The organism is Marinobacter sp. LV10MA510-1 (assembly GCF_002563885.1).
Lineage (GTDB): Bacteria > Pseudomonadota > Gammaproteobacteria > Pseudomonadales > Oleiphilaceae > Marinobacter.
Window position 1 is genome coordinate 979,946 of record NZ_PDJA01000001.1, and the last position, 17,703, is coordinate 997,648.

At 54.4% G+C, this 17,703-nt stretch carries 16 protein-coding genes and 1 pseudogene; 2 read left to right on the forward strand and 15 right to left on the reverse strand.

Translation table 11 applies throughout. The features are described from left to right. Positions 1-116: 116 nt before the first annotated feature. The 8 genes and pseudogenes from ATI45_RS04735 to ATI45_RS04770 all read right to left on the reverse strand — a co-directional run bounded on the left by ATI45_RS04735 (position 117) and on the right by ATI45_RS04770 (position 6,254). Complete coding sequence (locus tag ATI45_RS04735) at positions 117-785, reverse strand: methyltransferase family protein (RefSeq protein ID WP_098418481.1); 669 nt, start codon at positions 783-785, stop codon at positions 117-119. Further along, a pseudogene (locus ATI45_RS22585) lies at positions 782-1,012 on the reverse strand (ATPase); the annotation flags it as partial. The gene ATI45_RS04735 and the pseudogene ATI45_RS22585, both read right to left, overlap by 4 nt. Continuing rightward, positions 1,002-1,226: a hypothetical protein gene (locus tag ATI45_RS04745; RefSeq protein ID WP_098418482.1), complete on the reverse strand. Its 225-nt coding sequence runs from the start codon at positions 1,224-1,226 to the stop codon at positions 1,002-1,004. The pseudogene ATI45_RS22585 and the gene ATI45_RS04745, both read right to left, overlap by 11 nt. Before the next feature lie 30 nt (positions 1,227-1,256). Continuing rightward, on the reverse strand, positions 1,257-2,609 hold the full coding sequence (locus ATI45_RS04750) for an APC family permease (RefSeq protein WP_098418483.1): 1,353 nt from the start codon (positions 2,607-2,609) through the stop codon (positions 1,257-1,259). Positions 2,610-2,620: 11 nt separating this feature from the next. Continuing rightward, a complete protein-coding gene (locus ATI45_RS04755) occupies positions 2,621-2,974 on the reverse strand; it encodes a hypothetical protein (RefSeq protein ID WP_098418484.1) in 354 nt (117 codons plus the stop codon). 165 nt (positions 2,975-3,139) lie between these two features. Further along, the gene (locus ATI45_RS04760) at positions 3,140-3,889 is read right to left on the reverse strand and encodes a copper resistance protein B (RefSeq protein ID WP_098418485.1); all 750 of its coding nucleotides are present in this window, start codon (positions 3,887-3,889) and stop codon (positions 3,140-3,142) included. Next, positions 3,886-5,637, reverse strand: a complete 1,752-nt coding sequence (locus tag ATI45_RS04765; RefSeq protein WP_098418486.1) for a copper resistance system multicopper oxidase — start codon at positions 5,635-5,637, stop codon at positions 3,886-3,888. Before ATI45_RS04765 ends, ATI45_RS04760 begins: the two co-directional genes overlap by 4 nt. Before the next feature lie 17 nt (positions 5,638-5,654). Then, positions 5,655-6,254 (reverse strand): cupredoxin domain-containing protein, encoded by a 600-nt coding sequence (locus ATI45_RS04770; protein ID WP_098418487.1) that lies wholly within the window; start codon positions 6,252-6,254, stop codon positions 5,655-5,657. A gap of 229 nt (positions 6,255-6,483) precedes the next feature. Between ATI45_RS04770 and ATI45_RS04775 the strand changes: the two genes are divergently transcribed. Next, positions 6,484-7,149, forward strand: coding sequence for a response regulator transcription factor (locus ATI45_RS04775; RefSeq protein ID WP_098418488.1), 666 nt, complete (start codon positions 6,484-6,486; stop codon positions 7,147-7,149). Next, positions 7,136-8,470, forward strand: coding sequence for a sensor histidine kinase (locus tag ATI45_RS04780; RefSeq protein ID WP_098418489.1), 1,335 nt, complete (start codon positions 7,136-7,138; stop codon positions 8,468-8,470). Before ATI45_RS04775 ends, ATI45_RS04780 begins: the two co-directional genes overlap by 14 nt. Positions 8,471-8,498: 28 nt before the next feature. On the opposite strand, the gene ATI45_RS04785 is transcribed toward ATI45_RS04780, so the two are convergent. The 7 genes from ATI45_RS04785 to ATI45_RS04815 are packed head-to-tail and all read right to left on the reverse strand — an operon-like array spanning position 8,499 to position 17,515. Further along, positions 8,499-9,677 (reverse strand): CynX/NimT family MFS transporter, encoded by a 1,179-nt coding sequence (locus tag ATI45_RS04785; protein WP_098418490.1) that lies wholly within the window; start codon positions 9,675-9,677, stop codon positions 8,499-8,501. 37 nt (positions 9,678-9,714) lie between these two features. After that, on the reverse strand, positions 9,715-10,287 hold the full coding sequence (locus tag ATI45_RS04790; RefSeq protein ID WP_098418491.1) for an ACP phosphodiesterase: 573 nt from the start codon (positions 10,285-10,287) through the stop codon (positions 9,715-9,717). Between the two features lie 57 nt (positions 10,288-10,344). Next, positions 10,345-11,004, reverse strand: a complete 660-nt coding sequence (locus ATI45_RS04795) for an alpha/beta hydrolase (protein ID WP_098418492.1) — start codon at positions 11,002-11,004, stop codon at positions 10,345-10,347. Positions 11,005-11,016: 12 nt separating this feature from the next. Continuing rightward, positions 11,017-11,877 (reverse strand): DUF7281 domain-containing protein, encoded by an 861-nt coding sequence (locus ATI45_RS04800; RefSeq protein WP_098418493.1) that lies wholly within the window; start codon positions 11,875-11,877, stop codon positions 11,017-11,019. After that, a complete protein-coding gene (locus tag ATI45_RS04805) occupies positions 11,861-13,111 on the reverse strand; it encodes a hypothetical protein (RefSeq protein ID WP_098418494.1) in 1,251 nt (416 codons plus the stop codon). Before ATI45_RS04805 ends, ATI45_RS04800 begins: the two co-directional genes overlap by 17 nt. Continuing rightward, the gene (locus ATI45_RS04810) at positions 13,111-13,749 is read right to left on the reverse strand and encodes a condensin complex protein MksE (protein ID WP_098418495.1); all 639 of its coding nucleotides are present in this window, start codon (positions 13,747-13,749) and stop codon (positions 13,111-13,113) included. The genes ATI45_RS04805 and ATI45_RS04810 overlap by 1 nt, the downstream gene beginning before the upstream one ends. Continuing rightward, a complete protein-coding gene (locus tag ATI45_RS04815) occupies positions 13,739-17,515 on the reverse strand; it encodes an ATP-binding protein (RefSeq protein WP_098418496.1) in 3,777 nt (1,258 codons plus the stop codon). The genes ATI45_RS04810 and ATI45_RS04815 overlap by 11 nt, the downstream gene beginning before the upstream one ends. Positions 17,516-17,703: the final 188 nt, after the last annotated feature.

Below are 17,703 nucleotides of genomic sequence, written 5' to 3' on the forward strand. Positions count from 1 at the left end.
ATGGCGAGAACTGGTTGTGCTATTTTTTGACGACATAATTTGACCATCCTTTTTTGGTTATCATCTTCAATCCAGAAGGCCCGATTTAAAATCTTGTATCTGGATCAAGTAGGGACTCATACCGTGTTGTCATCATTGCTGGCTCGCGAGGCAGCAGCGAGTTGGCGCCAGCTGCCCCAACGAGGGATAAACATCGGTACTTGCCGCGTATAGTTGCGATAAGCGTCTCCGAACTGCTTCAGTACTTGCTGCTCCTCACGTCTAGCCAGCCAGGTGTAGACCAGCACGATCACCGGAAACAGGCCTACCGAAAAGAGCGTTGGCCAATGCACCACGCCTTCTCCAAACAGAGCAATAAACAGCCCTGTGTACTGGGGATGCCGCACATACGCATACAACCCGTCTGTTACCAGGCAATTTTCCCCTCGCGCCTTGTGAACCTGGCGCCACCCCTGAATAAAGAGCCCTATTCCGGTAAATGCGATCCCGTAGCCAAGCAACATTGAGACAAGCATGCCGGTTTCGCCAAGCCCAACCAGGGTCGACCATAGACTGGCGCTAACATACTCGCTGTCCAGACCAAAAAAGCGCACTAGCAGATAGATAGTGAGCGGAAAACCGTACATTTCGGCATAAAGCGCGATGATAAAGGCCTGCACCACACCGGCACCGGCCCACTCTCGCCAGTTCTTTGGCGCAAAATATCGATAAAAAAACCAAGACACCAAAACGATAACGATCAGTGTAATGCCCCAGGCTCCAGCGTGGTTGAAGGACTCATTCATAAATCGTCCATCCGGCCAACCTGACTAGCCAGGCGCTTCGATTCGTTTATTTCCATCGTCAATAGTGACTCCATTAGCTCTTTGACCTCCGGAATCTCTGCTTTCCCGACCAGTGTTTGGTAGAGATCGATTATTTGATCGTGAAAATCGAACACCTCACGGCAGATACCGTTGAAATCAAGCGTTGCATAGGGCTCGTCACAGGTTCGGTGAGTTTTAATGGGGTGCTCCAGCTTTGTCAGCTGGCCAGTCCGAAAACGCAATCAAGTACAAGACAACCAGGTTCACCATGGGAATAAGAATCAAAATTCCCATCCAGCCCGAGTAACCGGTACGCTGACAGATTCGCCAGGCTGGTATAACAACAACAATGGCAATGACCAGCATCCATAGCCAATGCCCGGCCCACATGGTGTTTCCAAACATATCGCCGTCCATCATGGGATTACCCTCCGATTTACACTGTGAGTATCAGTGATGGTGTGCATTAGACTCATCACTGTTCATCGCCTTACGTCTGGCGGAAGACTTCAGGAATATCTGCTCGGCAACCGCAATAACAATCATCGTGATCACCGACACACCGATCACAAAGGGGTCCGAGTTCAGTTTCACCCAAACAAAGCCGCCAAGAACCATCAGATCCAGACCGATCGCCACGGCGGGCACCCACCTCTTCGCCTTCACATCCTGATACAGGTAGCGCAGCACACCCCAGTGAATCGAGATGTCCATAATCAGATAAAAGATAATACCGAGGGCCGCAATCCGTGAGAGATCAAAAAAGGCGGTCAGAACCAGGCCCAGCACCACGGTATAAACAAGCGTGTGTTTCTGGATGCTACCCGGCATACCAAAGTGGCTGTGGGGTACCAGTTTCATCTCAGTCAACATGGCCAGCATGCGGGAAACCGCAAAGATACTGGCAAGAATGCCCCCAGCGGTCGCCATCATGGCAATCGCCACGGTGAACCACAGACCATAATCACCCAGTGCCGGACGTGCTGCGGCAGCCAGGGAGTAATCCCGGGTTTCGATGATTTCGGCGAGGGACAGATTGCTTGCAACGGCAAAGCCCACCAAGGTGTAAATAACCACGCAGGCGGCAATGGAGATCACAATGGCGCGACCAACGTTACGCTTCGGGTCTTTCACCTCGGCGCCGCTGTTGGTGATGGTGGTAAAACCTTTGAAGGCCAGAATGCCGAGGGCCGTCGCACCCAGAAAATTGCCTACAACGCCGGTTTCGCCGCTGCTGGAAAAGTCGACCGCAAGGCTGTCGGCCAACCATACGCCCACCAGCCCGAAGGCCAGAATGCCACCAATTTTCAGGACACCAATGAACGAAGCGACGCCCTGAATCCAGCGATTGCCCAGCAGGTTGATCATGAATGCCGCCAAAATAAGCGACACGCCCAGTATCGGCACCATGCGACCGCCTTCATCACCCCCGAACAGCTGCATGGTGTAGGACCCAAACGTGCGGGCCAGAAAACTCTGGGCAATCACCATCGAGAAATACATCAGTAAGGCATTGAACCCCGTCGATAAGCGATCGCCGTAGGCTTTGTGCAGATACATGCCAATCCCACCCGCTGACGGGTAAGCATTGGAGATTTTGATATAGGAATAGGAACTGAAGGAAATGACGATCGCGGCCGCCAGAAAAGCCAGCGGAAAAAGTGCACCAGCCATTTGCGCCATTTGTCCGGTAAGCGCGAATATGCCGGCGCCAATCATGACACCGGTACCTAGCATGACCGTTCCTGGCAGCGTCAGGCTGCCTTCCTGATAGCGCGAGGTTCTATCCTGGTTCTTGCTCATGCAACTTCCTTTTATTTTTTCATCGGTGGAATTTTTGAACAGCAGAAGGGATCAAGGTTGGCGTTGGCTCGGAGGTTTTCATCGCCGAATCGGTACCCTGCTAGTTTTCTGCGCTCCCACCAACCGCCCTTCAAATGGCCTCCGTGCGATCCAACCAGTTCAATCAGAGCGTCGGTTGACCAATGGGTGGCATCAAAAGTGACAATCAACTGACTTTCCGATTTGCGCTCGGCAAAATCGACGCACGGATGATGATTCAGCTCCTCAATGAAGTCCTTCCACTGAATGTCAGTAAGGCCTTGGACTGCGAGTTTGCGTCGGAGCAGAAATTGAGCCTGGTTTGTTGCTTTATGAGCTTTCGTCATGATTTCCCCCTGTCAGCCGGTGTTCTCAGCCTCTATCACAACACGCCAGGCTGAACTCCAACTGAAAAAGGCAGGGGTAAACGATCTATTAGACTAAAGCTTGAGTTACATCAAATTGTGCAGAAAAAAAGGCCGAGGACGAATGTCCAAGGCCCGTCCGTAGCGTCAGAAGAGAAGCCGTGCGCCAATCACCGCAAACCAGTCCTCTGTGCCGCCGCCGTCTGCTTTGGCAAAGTCCGCTGTGTTGCCGTACTTGCGTTCGTGAACAACACCCACGTAAGGCGAGAAAGCCCGGTCAATAAGATCATAGCTCAACCGCAACCCGGTTTCTGTCGATACCAGGCCCTTTCCAACCCCAATCTCTCTGTCTTCACTGAACGCCACGGTCGCATCCAGAGTGGCCGAAAGTATCCAATAGTTGGTGAAGAGCAGTTCATACTCTGCATCCAGAGCGGCGGACGTGTCGCCATCCTTGCTTACGTAAAGATTCGCATCAATTTCGAACCACTGTGGCGCAAGGCCCGCGACACCCAGAACGGCGTATGTGCGATCAGGGCCTTCGGGCGTGTCAAACCTTATCCCGGCTTTGGCATCGAAGAAGTCAGAGATGGGAATCTGGCCGACGATCTGGTTTTCCAGCTTTTCGTAGGCCTGCTCTTCAATGGCGTACTCGCCTTTTGTTAACCAACGAACTTTCAGCGCATCCGTGCCGTAGAAAAAATCGCCGCTCCATACGCCAAGTTCTTCGTCGTCGTCACTGTAGCGGTATTCAAATTCCTCAAATTGCGCGCCCCACACCTTTAACGGCGCCTTCCGTTCAGTGGTGTCACGCACCCGCTCTTGAGCAAATGCCAGAGTTGGCATGACACTCAGACCCAAAACTGTACTCACCACTAAAGGCGTCCATAGCTTCATACGTCACCTCCAACATCGCCCGGCTGGTCATCGGATGCCGCTTGCGTGGACTCCGGCCCGCCCTCAACAATGATCTTGCGGAACATTCCAGCCGCTGCGTGGTAGGACAGATGACAATGAAAGGCCCACTGTCCCGGCGCATCCACCTCGGTTTCCATATAGACCGTGGTACCCGGCTGAACGCTGACCGTATGCTTAATGGGGTTCAACTGGCCAGCGCCGACATCCAGAATGGACCACATGCCGTGCAGATGCATGGGATGGGTCATCATGGTCGTATTAACAAACTTGAACCGCACCCGCTCGCCATACTGGAGGCGGATCGGATCCGCGTCCTCATATTTGACGCCGTTGATGCTCCAGGTGTAACGCTCCATGTTACCCGTCAGTTTCAGTTCGATTTCCCGGGTTGGTTCGCGTTCGTCATAGAGCGGTTTTTGCGCTCTCAGGTCGGCATAAGACAGGAACTTGCCGCCATTGGCCGCCGTTGGAACCAGGCCACTGCCCGCCGCATAAAAGGGATCACTGGCGCCACCCGCGGATGCCATTGAACCCTGGCCCATCGCAGAATGATCCATGCCCTCCATGCCTTTCATGCCGGAGTGATCCATGCCTTCCATCCCTTTCATGTCAGACTGATCCATACCGGTCATTTTGGAGTGATCCATGCCTTCCATGCCGGCCATGCTCGAATGATCCATACCTTCCATACCGCTCATGTCGGCCATGGTCAATCGGGCCGCTTCGCGCAGTTCTGGCACTGCAGCGACCATTCCCGCCTCAGGGGCCAGTGTTCCCCTCGCATACCCTGAACGCCCCATGGATTCAGCAAAAATCGTATAGGCCTGTTCCTCTTTAGGCCGCACAATCACGTCGTAGGTTTCCGCCACACCAATGCGGAACTCATCCACAGTCACCGGCTGAACATTGTTTCCATCCGCTTGCACAACGGTCATTTCAAGGCCCGGAATGCGGATATCAAAATAGGTCATGGCAGACGAGTTAATAAAACGCAGCCGAATCCGCTCGCCGGGCTCGAAAATGCCGGTCCAGTTCTGGTCGGGACCTTTGCCGTTGATCAGGCCGGTAAAACCCTGCAGGTCTTCAACATCGGCTTTCATCATGCGCATGTCGCCCCAGGCCATCCGATCCTTCACGGTGGCCATCAGACCGTTTTCAGACGCTTCCGAAAAGAAATCTCCGACGGTTTGTTGCTCACGGTTGTAATAATCCGGCATTATTTTGAGGTTGCGCATGATGCGATCGCCGGAATGGGGGTGCTTGTCGGTCAGCTGAACCACGTAATCGCGATCGTAACGAAACGGTTCGCGGCCTTCGGGTTCAATCACAATGGCACCGTAGGCGCCATCCGGCTCCTGAAAGCCAGAGTGGCTGTGAAACCAGTAAGTGCCTGACTGGGTGATGGGAAATTCGTATGTGAAGGTTTCCCCAGGCTTGATACCCGCAAAGCTGATACCGGGCACGCCGTCCTGAGTAAATGGCAGGATCATGCCATGCCAGTGAATGGACGTCATTTCGTTCAGGTTGTTGGTCACGTTAATCGAGACCTCTTCGCCTTCCTTGAAGCGCAGAACCGGCCCGGGAGACGCACCATTGTAGCCGATGCCCTCTTTAACAAAGTCACCGGTGTCGATCTGAACCCGGTCGACCGTCAGGTTGTATTCACCCGCCAGGCCAATAACCGGTAGAAGCAAGCCTAAAGCGCCTGCGAGAAGGGTTGTCTTCATGGTCAACTACTCCAGAATTATTTTGCAGTATTCAAAGATTTCGATGCGTCGGCGAGTGAGCGAACGCGAGAGTCGCCGGAGTTAAAATTCACTTCGCCATACATGCCAGCCTGGTAGTGCCCCGGAACGTTGCAGGCAAATTCAATGCTGCTCTTTTCCGAGAATTTCCAAACAACCTCTTTGCTCTCGCCCGGCTCTAACAGCACGCTGTTGGGGTCGTCATGTTTCATGGACATGCCATTTCCCATGTCCATTTCCATCATGTCGCGATTCAGCTTGCCACCCTGAATAACCCCGTGCTCGACCATCATCATCATTTCTTTCTGATGGGATTCATGCATGGCCGGGGTACCAATATTGAATTCGTGAACCAACTTGCCCTTGTTTTCAACAACAAAGCGCACCGTTTCTCCTGGTTTGACCTCGATAGACTCAGGCTCGTAGTAGTTGTCGTACATCTGCACAGTAATGCTGCGCCCGGCGTCCGAGGCTTTACCCGGTTCACCGCTCTTTGCACCTTGACCGTGCCCGTGCCCGTCTCCGTGAGCGCCAGCCCCAAGAGCTACTGCTGAAACTGACATGGCTAATGCTGCGACTACGAACTTTGATACGCTCATCAAACTTTCTCCTTTGATATGTCATGGCGTGCGTTCAAAACCCACTGGGTTTATCCGGCAACGTGAGCATTCGGCTAAAACGCTTGATACCATCGCTCATCAACCTGAATTCTTTCTGAAAATGCTGAAATATTTTTAGTTCAGGCTGAATTCAGGTTAATAGCGGACACTGCATCAGCCGGTTTGGCCTAAGGCATCAGTGGGTGTGACACATAGAAAGGAACGACAGATGAGATTACTGCTAGTAGAGGACGACCGTTTGTTGGCCGAAGGGCTCGCCAGCCAACTTGAGAAGGCCGGCTTCAGTGTCGATGTCACCGGCTCTGCCAAAGAAGCGATGATTCTGGGCGCGCAGGAAGACTACCGCGCAGCTGTGTTGGATCTCGGACTGCCCGACGGAAATGGTTTGGACGTGTTACGGAAATGGCGCCGGGATAACGCAAACTTTGCGGTTTTAATTCTAACGGCGCGAGGCGACTGGCAAGACAAAGTCAGCGGCCTGAAAGCCGGCGCGGACGATTATCTTGGTAAACCCTTTCAGGCTGAAGAACTGATTGCCAGGCTGAATGCCATCGTGCGCCGCAGCGAAGGGCGCGTTCTCTCCTCAGTAAAAGCCGGGCATTTTGAGCTTGACGAGAACCGGCAGTGCCTGAAAAAAAACGACGGTACGGAACACAGTTTAACCGGCACCGAGTTCCGGCTGCTCAGGTGTCTGATGAGTCACCCCGGGCACATTTTTTCCAAAGAACAACTCATGGAGCAACTTTACAATCTAAATGAGAGCCCCAATGAAAACGTCATCGAAGCGTATATCCGGCGCCTTCGAAAATTAGTGGGTGCAGAGACCATCGCAACGCGTCGCGGTCAGGGGTACGTATTTAATGACGCTGTTTAAAAAGCCGGTTTCTGTAAAAGGTGCGCTTCTGACCCTGTTGTTACCCGCGGGCATTGTCCTTATGACTATTGCCTGGTTTGTACACGGATTACTCTTGGAGCGAATGTCCCGGGAGTTCGTTGAAAGCCGCCTAAAAGACGAAGTCGCGTTCCTGGAGCTCAATATCCGGCAAGCCGAGGGCAAGATAGATATGCTCAAAACCGGTGACTATTTTGAGAAGGTATTTCATCATGCCTTTGCCATCCAGTCTTCAGACCAAACGGTCATATCGCCGCAATCGTGGCAGCCGCTGTTAAATCCTTTGCTGCAATTTGATGGCGACGAAAGTATCAGAGTACACAATGCGAAAATAGCCAATGCCCCCTCCGACATTCTCGCTTACCGGAAATCATTTGTTGTAAACGGTGTACCGGTAAAAGTTATCGTTTCTGAAGACATGGGAGCACTGAAAAGCAGTCAGGCGGAACTGCATGCGTGGACGGCGATCGTGTCGATCTTGCTGATCATTTTGCTTGTGGGAATTATCTGGTTTGGTATTAACCTGTCAATGCGCCCCGTTGTCTCGCTTCAGGCCGCTCTCAAACGACTACAGAGCGGCGAAATATCGCGGATCGACGCAGAAGCCCCAGAAGAGTTTCAACCACTGGTGCAACAGCTCAACCAACTGCTTGACTCCCTGGATCAACGGCTTGAGCGCTCCCGGGAAGCGCTGGCGAACCTGTCTCACAGCGTTAAAACACCCATTGCGGCCGTTAGACAGGTTCTTGAAGATACCAGCCGGCCGCTGGATGAAAGCCTAAGGCATGAGATGGGATCACGCCTGAGCGATATTGACAGGCAATTAGAGGCGGAAATGCGGCGCAGTCGGTTTGCCGGGCCCCAGGTTGGTAAGAGTGCTTACCCTGTTAAGCAAGCCCGGGATCTTTTGTGGATGCTGGGCCGGCTTTACCCCGAAAAGTCGTTCGAACTGTCCACCTCACTCACCGAGGAATTTCGCTGGCCGATTGAGGAGCATGATCTAAACGAAATATTGGGAAATTTACTCGATAATGCCGGGAAATGGTCTACAGAATGCGTTGAACTCTCTTTAGAACAGCGCAATGGTTTAGCGCAGATTGTCGTAACAGATGATGGGTCTGGGGTATCAGAAAGTGATCAGGTGCACTTGGGTCAGAGAGGGCGACGGCTGGATGAGCAAACCCCGGGGCATGGGCTTGGTCTCGCTATCGTTCGCGATATTGTTGCCCGGTATGGCGGACACGCCTCTTTTTCCTCCGGGTCAAAAGGAGGTTTGAGGGTGCTCGTAGAAATATCGATCTAAACCAGGCAGCTTTTGCGCGGAAAAGGCTTTAATCATCCAGAACATAGGCATTGCGGCCGGCTTTCAGACCTGCCAGAACAGCACCAATGCCAATCGCAATGAGAAATCCTCCGGCGGCTTGCCAACCGCCGAACAGATCGCGCAGCACGCCAACCAACATTGGCCCAAAGGCCGCCATGATATACCCCAGGCTTTGCGCCATGCCGGAAAGGCGCCCGGCACCCTCTGCGTCCCGTGCTCGCACTGCCAGTAAAGTCAGCGCCAGGCTAAAGCTGCCGCCCTGACCAAGACCCAACAACACAACCCACAACCACATCTGATCCATTGGCCCGTAAATACAGCCGGCGAGGCCCGCGATAACCAGCAACATCACCAGAGATATCATTGCCCTTTGATCGCGCATCTGGCTGGCGATCAAAGGCGCGGCGATGGCGCTTACCACCTGCACGAGAATAGACACAGACAGCGCCAGGCCGGCTTCAACGGCGCTGATGCCGCGGTCTTGTAAAATGGTTGGCAGCCAGCCGAATACGGTATACGCCAATGACGACTGCAAACCCATATACAGAGCTATTTGCCACGCCAGTCGATCACGGTATATGGATTTTCCACAGGTTTTCCCCGGTTTGACGCCCAGCTTTTTATCACTTAACTGAACCCACCAGGCCACAAACGCCAGAACAGCTGGCACCAGCCAGAAAGCCAGTGCCGGGCGCCATTGCTGATCAAACAGCTCCCGCAGGGGTTCGGTTGTGCCCGCTGCAATGGCTGCACCTGTGCAAAGCATCGCAGTATAAATGCCTGTCATCAAACTGGCGTGGTTGGGGAAATCCCGTTTTACAATACCCGGCAGCAACACACCGATAATACCGATGCAGCCCCCGGCTATGGCAGTACCGATAAACAAACCCGCTAAGCCAGAATAGGGCCGCACAAGCAGCGCCAGCGCCAACATAACCAGAACACTCAGAACCGTTCTTTCAATACCCAGGCGGCTTGTCAGCTTTGGCGCCAGCGGAGCGGCCAGTCCTAAAAACAGTACCGGAAGAGTCGTCAAAATGCCCAGTGCTGTAGACGACAAGGTAAAGCTTTCGCCGATCGTGCGCAGCATAGGGCCGATACTGGTCAGGGCTGGGCGCAGATTAAGTGCGACCAGCATCAAGCCGATAAAAGCCAGAACGGCTTGACGGGTTTCGAGTTTTCTCATTGCGGTGGGAGTCCGATTCCAAGAAGCTGAAACTACATTAGGTTTGTCTGGCAAAGCTCTGTAGTTCAGGGAAAAAGTTTAGAAAATGTCGTTCCAGCTGAACGTCGTTATCGCGAATTTCATCAATAATACCGGCGAACTGATTGGGGAAACGGATACGCTCAGCCACCCTGTCCAGGGCGTCGCCAATATTGCCCATATTCTGGTAAGCACCAAACCAGTCATGGCGAACCATGTGGCGTGTCACCCTCACCATGGGCGCTGGCATCAGGTGTTCGTTATGCTGAAGCTCCTGATACACGCGGTGCACAAACGCATCCCGTGACGCCGGGCTAAAAACTTGCCAGTGGCGCAACAGGTAGTGATCATAAAGTATGTCCAGGGCTACCCCGGCAAAGCGCCTGCGTTGGGGCGAAAACAGACGTTTGCTGGCGAGCACCTCGGCGTGGCTGTCCGTGAACACATCAACGGCTATGTGATGGCGTACACCTTCCTGCACCTTGCACGGTAATGCCGACAGGTCAACGCCGCGGCTGAAGTCACCCAGAATGCTGCCAACACGACATTCGGCAGAATCCGGGGCGAGAAAAACGTGGGCAAGATGGTTCAAGGAATGAGTCCTGTCGGGTTTCTTATCAGTGTATGCCTCTGAGACTGCGGTCCGTCATTACAAGGCGTATTTGCGGATGAACTTGCCGACTTCCTGAATTTCCTCAAGGCACACGCTGTGTTCCATAGGGAAGGTCATATAGGCCGGCTGATAGTCCATTCCCTTGAGTGCCTCCAAGCTGCTTCGGCCTAGCGCTTCCGGAACCATCGGGTCAGCAGTCCCGTGATAGATGTTGATTGGAATACCGGCGTTGGCCTGCGAAGGCTTTACCGATTTTGCGGTGGCAAAATAAGTTGAAAGCGCAAGAATACCGGCAAGACGCTTCGGATAGGTCAGGCCTAACTCATAGGCAACCGCGCCACCCTGGGAAAAACCGGCAATGACGATGTTTTCGGAAGCGATGCCGCGCTCGATCTCCCGATCCACCAGCTTGCCCACAGCGCGGGCCGACGCCATCAGTTGCTCGGTATCGATAATGCGATCAATGTCCATGGCCTTGATGTCATACCAGGCTGGCATCGACATGCCGCCGTTGATGGTGATCGGTAGATTGGGCGCGTGCGGGAATATAAAGCGCACCGCGGCGCCGTCTGGTAAACCGAGTTCGGGTACTACGGGTTCAAAATCGTGTCCATTGGCGCCCAGACCGTGCAGCCAGATAACGGCCGCCGTGGGGTTCGCCTGGGTTTCAATCTCAATGTATTGTAGATCCTGCACCTTATACCTCGTTTATTTGGAACCTGTAATTGCAACCAGGGGCAACGCCCGCGCAGTAATATGTTCCTGCATGATCGCACACTCATGAGCAGCCATGAAGGCCAGAATACCGCGCTGCTGGTCGGTAACAGCGGCGGCCTGCGCTATTTTGAGTTCTGCGTGTTGTTGGCGGTAGGTGCCGCGCTGACTCAGGCCGCCTGCCGCGCTGCAGTCCAGCGCCGGCCAGTCTTGCGGCACCAGAATATGCCCCCTACTCCAATTCAGCGCCATGGCCATGCCCGCCGGGTCAAAATCGTAATACAAAGCCAGTCTGTCTGAAGGCTGTGCATGCGCCAGCTGGTTAACATCACGGACATTTTCGCCGTGGCCGCGATACAGCAATACGGCGTCTTGCCACGCCGGTGGCAGAACAATGCGATGCCAGTCTGGCATCAACGAGCCGTTTTCAATCATGATCAGATTTTGTTGGGTCAGCGCCTCGCAGTTGACAACACTCGGCTTCACAGCAAGCACGGAGCCTGGCTGCGTGGCGCTTGCTTGGCCGTTAATGAACACACGGGCGTCACCAGCGGTTGCCAGAAGCAGCAAGCTGCCGAATACCGACTGGCTGGTGAATTTTTCATTGCTGTGAATCTCCGCCATGTCCATGCGCGGGCCGGCGGGTTGATAAAACAGGGGGTCTAGCTCACCGCCGGTCAGGCTGCAGCCGTACTGACGCAGTTTGTCCAGCTCGTCCTCTGAGAACAGGAATTTATTGCCACGGACGGCGCCTAATCCGGTTTCCTCGTGAATTCTTTTCCAGACGTCACTGCGGGCGATCTCTCGTTTCCCTGCCTGTAGCAGCTTGGTAATGGCCTTAAATTCGGCTTTCATTGTTTCTTCGCAAAGTCATGCCGGTGATATAGAGGTTGTCTTTGTACAGCGGGTCCAGCTGGCTTTTGTACTCCACCGTAATCTGGCTCTGGTCATTGGGTGCCAGCGAGTCGATCTGTGCTTCCAGCGTGGACAGCCAGGTGGCTGTATCCAGTGCCAGGCCGCTGGCGCTGAGGGCCTCTAAGGCATCAATTTCGCCGTCGCCAATATCGCCGTCCACCACGAATTGCACCAGCTGTTCAATCAACTCGTCCACCGGATCTTCTTCTTCGGGATCAGAAGCTCCGTCAACGTCAAACTCAACAGTTTGCACAGCAGCTGCAGGTTCAGTGCCTTGCTGGTCGGCGCCCAGGCTGCGGGCGGTTTGGGCGAGCGCAATCAGGTCTTCGTCGTCTGAAGGGTCGTAAATATCGCCACGAGCGATGATCGCGAAGGGCGCGACCTTGTTCAGTGGCGCCGGGCAGTGGCCCAGATCCAGGTCATCGATAGAGGGGATATAACCACGATTGTTGGCGAAATAGCTTTCAAAGCCGCCGACCAGTTTACTGAGGCGCTGGTCTTCGCGCAGGCGCACCAGAGTCAGGCGCAGCTGGTTGAGGGCATAGCTGAGGTTTTTCTGGCCTTGCTCCAACGCAGCCGGCAGATATTTCAGCAGCAGCCGTTTCAGGAACGGATCGTTGCCAGCCTGATCGGCCAGATCCTGGGTGTTGAAGCTTTCAAATAGAGTGTTTAACTGCCCTGCACGCTCGATCACTTCGTGGTTTTTGCGAATTCGCAGATCCATATCGGTGATGTAGCTGAAGCCGCTGCTGATGTAAGACGAGAAGGTATCGGTGGCGTTGCGGATGTCTTCAATAATTTCCGACAGGCATTCTTTGATTTCACTCTCAATTCGCGATTTGTCCGTAAACGCTGCGCGTTTTTTGGCTTCGCGATAATCCACAAACAGCCGATTCAGGTCGCTCCAAAGGCGGTCAACCTGGGCGCTGGCAAAACGCCGGCGTTCCGATTCGGTGATGTGGTCTAACAGCCGCACCAGAACATTTTTCAGCTGCAGGTCTTCGGTGTCCCCCAGGCGCCACACCAGGCGGTGGTGTTCCAGGGTTTCCAGTACGCCAACGTTGTCGTCGTTCAGGGCAATTCGGTTGCCACGGTTCAGGTGGGCTTCCAGAATCACGTCACCGTAGGTGGCCAGCGCCCGCAGGGTGGATTGCGCATCGTGGGTTCTGGCCATCAGACAATCCTCAGCTGCGGGTCGTCTTCGGCGCTGTCTTCGCGGATGCCTTCGTGAGTTTGAATGAAGGTCATCACGTCGTACAGCCAGCTCCATTTTGCAGTCGCCAGAAACACGCTGCCGCTGGTGCCGATGGGTTTCAGGTAGCCGGCTTTGGTGAGGTTTTCCAGCACCACTCGCAATTGGCCCGCGCTGTCGCTGCGCTTGGTGCGGAACAGGTCTTTTTCACACAGGGAACGCAGTTTGGCTTCCAGCGACGGCGCGGTGGAAATGCGTTCCAACAATTTGCCTTCACGCAGGTGTTCGCCGGCGGAAATGGGGCGTTGTGCGGCTTCCACCATCATCACCAGCCGTAAAAATTGCACCAGGGCTTCCAGGTGGTTGGCTACCTCTCGAAATTGCTGGCGCACGGCGTCTTTGGCGTCGGGGCGTGACAGATCTTGGTAAGAGCATAGCCAGGCATCGTGGCTGCTGGTTTGGCGCAGAGTGCGGTTCATCTGTTGTAGGAAATCCGAAACTTTTTGCTGCACAGGTTGCGTCAGCAAATAGTTATACAGTTCATCGTGGCTGTATTCGCAGATGATTTCACCGGCCAGTAAGGCGCTTACCGTGCGTTCGAACAGTGGGTTAGTTTGCATGGTTGCCTCCTTCAATGGCGCTGGTAAACAGATCGTCCGCTGGATCGTCTGGTAAATCGGCCTCTGGGCGCGGGCGGGTCACACTGGCAAGCAAATCGCTTTTCGGCGCGCCCGGTGTGGCGCTTTCAAAGTTGTGTACGCGGCCGTGCTGCAGGCTGATTTTGTTTTCAAAAAACTTGCGTAGTGGCCGGTCCAGCTTCGGACAGGCTGAAATCATAGTCAGGTTGTTGTGTTCCAGCATTTCCGCCATGCGTGCGATGTTGTTGGGGCTGAGGGTGCCCAACTCGTCGATGGGCCAGGTAATACGAGTGTTTTTGTCCGGGCACAGGTAGCGGGTCAGGCCCATGAACACCGCCATAATGGCCAGATACGTCAGGCCCTGGGAACTGGCGGTCAGGAAGTCGTTGTCGTTACGAATCACCGCTTCGCGACCGTTTTCTTTCATGGTCAGGTGCATATCCACCATGGACTCCACGCTTTCACCCAGGCTGGCCGATTTCAACGTGTCGCTGACCAGCTGAAACGCCATGGTGATGCTGTCATCGGGCATTTCACGGCGATGCACGGCGTGCCAGTCGCGCCACTGCACCACAAAGCTCTTCAGGGGCTGCCAGCTTTCATCGTCTTCAATCCGCGGGCGCAGCACCACTTGAATGTCGCTGAGGGATTCGATGCGCTGGTCGGTGTTGATTTTCTGGCGCAGAGTGCGGGACACGGTTTTTACTTCCCGGGCCATGGTTTCCAGGCTGTCAAAGTAACGGCACAAGGTGTTGGCTTCAGAGGTAAACTGATCCACCAAGGTAGAACGCAGCTGGGGAATGTCGGTGTCCAGCAGTGAGCGCAAGTCTTGCACTTGTATGAGTTGGAAAGCTTCATCGTATTCCTGGGCCGGATCGGTCAGCCGCTGCCGGCGGAATTCACTCAGCTTCTGCCAGGCGCTCTGGATTTGGGTGCCGTTGTACTGATTCAGAACGGTCAGCGCGCGTTTGAAGGTAGCCATCACCTCGCGGCGCAGTTTGTCCAGACGCTCGTAGGCATCCTGCAGTTCGCCGGTGAGATTAACGATGTTGCCCGGCATCGCCATGTCATCGGGTGCGGCTTCGAACTTCTTCAGGATGCCGTCGGCCTCCTCGATCTGCTTGGCCAGCGCGCCGATTTTCTGCTGATGCTGGGTGATGTCCGCATTCACCTGTTTAACGCTGTCCTGGTGCTTGCGCTGACGTTCGCTACGCCGGGTTTTTATCTCGGCCACCTGTTTTTCCAGCAGGTTGCAATCGCCGGTCAGTCCATCTTTACGTGACCAGTCTTTGTCGAGCCAGTTTTTGTATTCGCGCACCAATGGCTCGGCTTGCTCAATTTCCTGCACCCGGCTTTTCAGGCTTTCAGCCTTGGCACGTGCCTGCTGCACCACTTTCGGGTCTATGCCTTCGTCTTCTAATTTCTGGTTAAACGCCGTTTGTTTCAGTTCTAGGCGTTGTTCGTGCTCGCTACGGGCTTGTTGTACCCGTTGCCGGGCGTGGTCGATGTTCAATTGCAGCTGGGATTCGCGCTCGGCCCACTGGTCGCGCAAATCCATTAAGCGTTTGGCAAACTGGCTGATGGTGGCGGTTTCGCTTATTTCGCTGTCTTTGTTGAACTGCTCCAGGCGGCTCTGCAGTTCGGTCACTTTCGCGCCCTGGGCGTGCTTTCGCTCGTTTAAAGCCTGGCGGATCTGTTCCCGCAAAGCCTTCAGGTACTCACGCTGCCGAGTGAGCGAGTCATCGGTGAGCTTTTTCTCAGTGTTCATGTGTTCTACAGCGGAACATCGGGACTGGTAGGCCTCGTTCCGATTGCGCGCGGCTTTTTCTGTGTCATCACGGGTTTTGCGGGCAGCCTGGCGTTTTTGATCAATGTCGTGCAGGCGTGCTTGCAGCTCGTCTTCCGTGGCCGCGAACTCCGGGGCGGATATGGCATCGGTGTTCAGCACCCAGCCCATGACTTGCCGGCGGTTAGCCGCCGCGGTGCTGTGCATTAACGGGTTAAGGTCCGTGCGCATCAGCAGGTCGGGATGAATGACCTTTGCCAGGCCTTGGGCCCAATCCGGATCTTGTTTGCGCAATGCACAGAGCCAGGTGTCGTTATCTGGCGAAATCTGTCGCTGCAAATCTTCAAACGCCGCCGTTAGGGTATCAATCTGCTCTTGGGCATGAAGTAGATGTTTCTGGCCGGTGTCGCGATCTTCCCGGGCCTGGTCTTTTTTGCGGTTAGCGTCGATCAGCTCGCCAGACACATGCTGCGCCTGTTCCTCGGCGTTTTGCACGGCCGCTTCGGCAGCGGCTATCTGGCCGGTTTCGTCATCGTTATAGCTTTGGTTATCGCGCAGGGTTTCGGCACGGGCCAACTGGCTTTGAATGGCGGAGCGTTCCTGACTGCGCTCTTCGCGCTGCTGGCCTATTTCACGGGTTTTCTCGTGATCCAGCTCGCTGATGGCTTTGTCATGTTGGTAAGCCGCGTCTTTACGGGCGGCGTCCGCGTCGCTGACCTTCCGTTCGCGATCGCCCTGCTCGCGGGAAAATGCACTTTTCAGCTCGCTGATTTCGTGCCTGAACTCGCTTTCTACTTGAGTCACTTTGCTGGTCAGGCCGATCAGATCTGAATCAGCATCGGCTTTTTGTCGGCGGTATTCGCCAATATTCTGCAGATCCTGGTTCAGCTCAGGCGCTCTTTCGGTATCGTAGTACTCGCGCTTTTTATAGATGCCGTCAAGGTCACCTTCTTTCACTTTCAATTCGTAGGTTTTATCCGCCAGAACCCCCGCAATCTCGTCGTCGGCCTGGCGCTGCTGTTCGCTTTCCTCGTTAATACGTTCTTTCAGTTTGGCGATGTCGCGGACAATGTCGGCTTTACTGTCATTAGCCTCGTCGACTGTCGCCGTCAGGCTGGCGACAGTGCGCCGGCTGGCAGCCAGAATCGCCTGGCGCTCATTTTCTTGCTGCAGGCACTCGCGAATTTTGGCTTCTTCTTTTTCAAAGGCCTTGATGCTGCGAATGTCACTTACCAGACCGCTTTCGTCGATGGTTTTGGGCCGACCATGAATGTGAATATTCTCAAACTGGGTTTCGCAAATCATTGCCTTAAAGCTGGACATCAAGCGGTTCTTATTCAGCACCACGTGGGTCAGGCGCTCAATATGGCTCATGTGCGTGTCCGCACTGCCCAGGCCAAAATCTGCTGCGAGGCCGCGCAGTTTGCGAGCATCGGCGGCGGAACGTTTCAATAGGCGGGGGTTGCGCTGAATAATGGCGCGGTAGTTGGTGATGGTGTCAATTATTCGAGACACATTGCGCTTTAAATCACGAAGCTTCTCAAAAACGGCGTCGGCGGTAGCGCCAGCCTTAAGCAATTCAATGACTTCCGGCGCAAAGAACGTGTCAGCAGCGGAGCCTTCCACAAAGCGGTAGCACAGCTTCCCCGAATGGTGCCGAAACATGACAGAGCAACAGGTACCGCGGTGGCGGCTGTACTCGAAAATCACCAGGCTTTGCAGGCTCGGCAAGTAATAATCGAGAAACGACAGGCGGCCGGAACCCTTGCTGACAATGCGTTCGGGCTCCTCGCCATAAAACGCCGGAATCAGTGACAGAATCGAGGTTTTTCCGGCGCCGTTCACGCCGCCCACATGGGTGCGCTCGCGGCAGTCGATGCGAATGGTCCGGCCCTTCACCTGGGTAAATGAATGGTGCAGAATAATGCTTTCCAGCCCATAATCTTGCTCTGTCGCAGCCACCGCTTTTCTCCTCGCTTTAATGCCTGATCAGTAAATTTCCGGCGCGTATTCTAGCCTGTTTTCAGGGTAAACCCGTGCTTAATCGAAAGGAATTTGCGCCATTCGGCGCTATCAAGACGTCGCCTGCACCCAAAAAGCAGTTTGACTGACGTAAAAGCGTTGGAACACCACTTTGTTTCGTGTGTTGT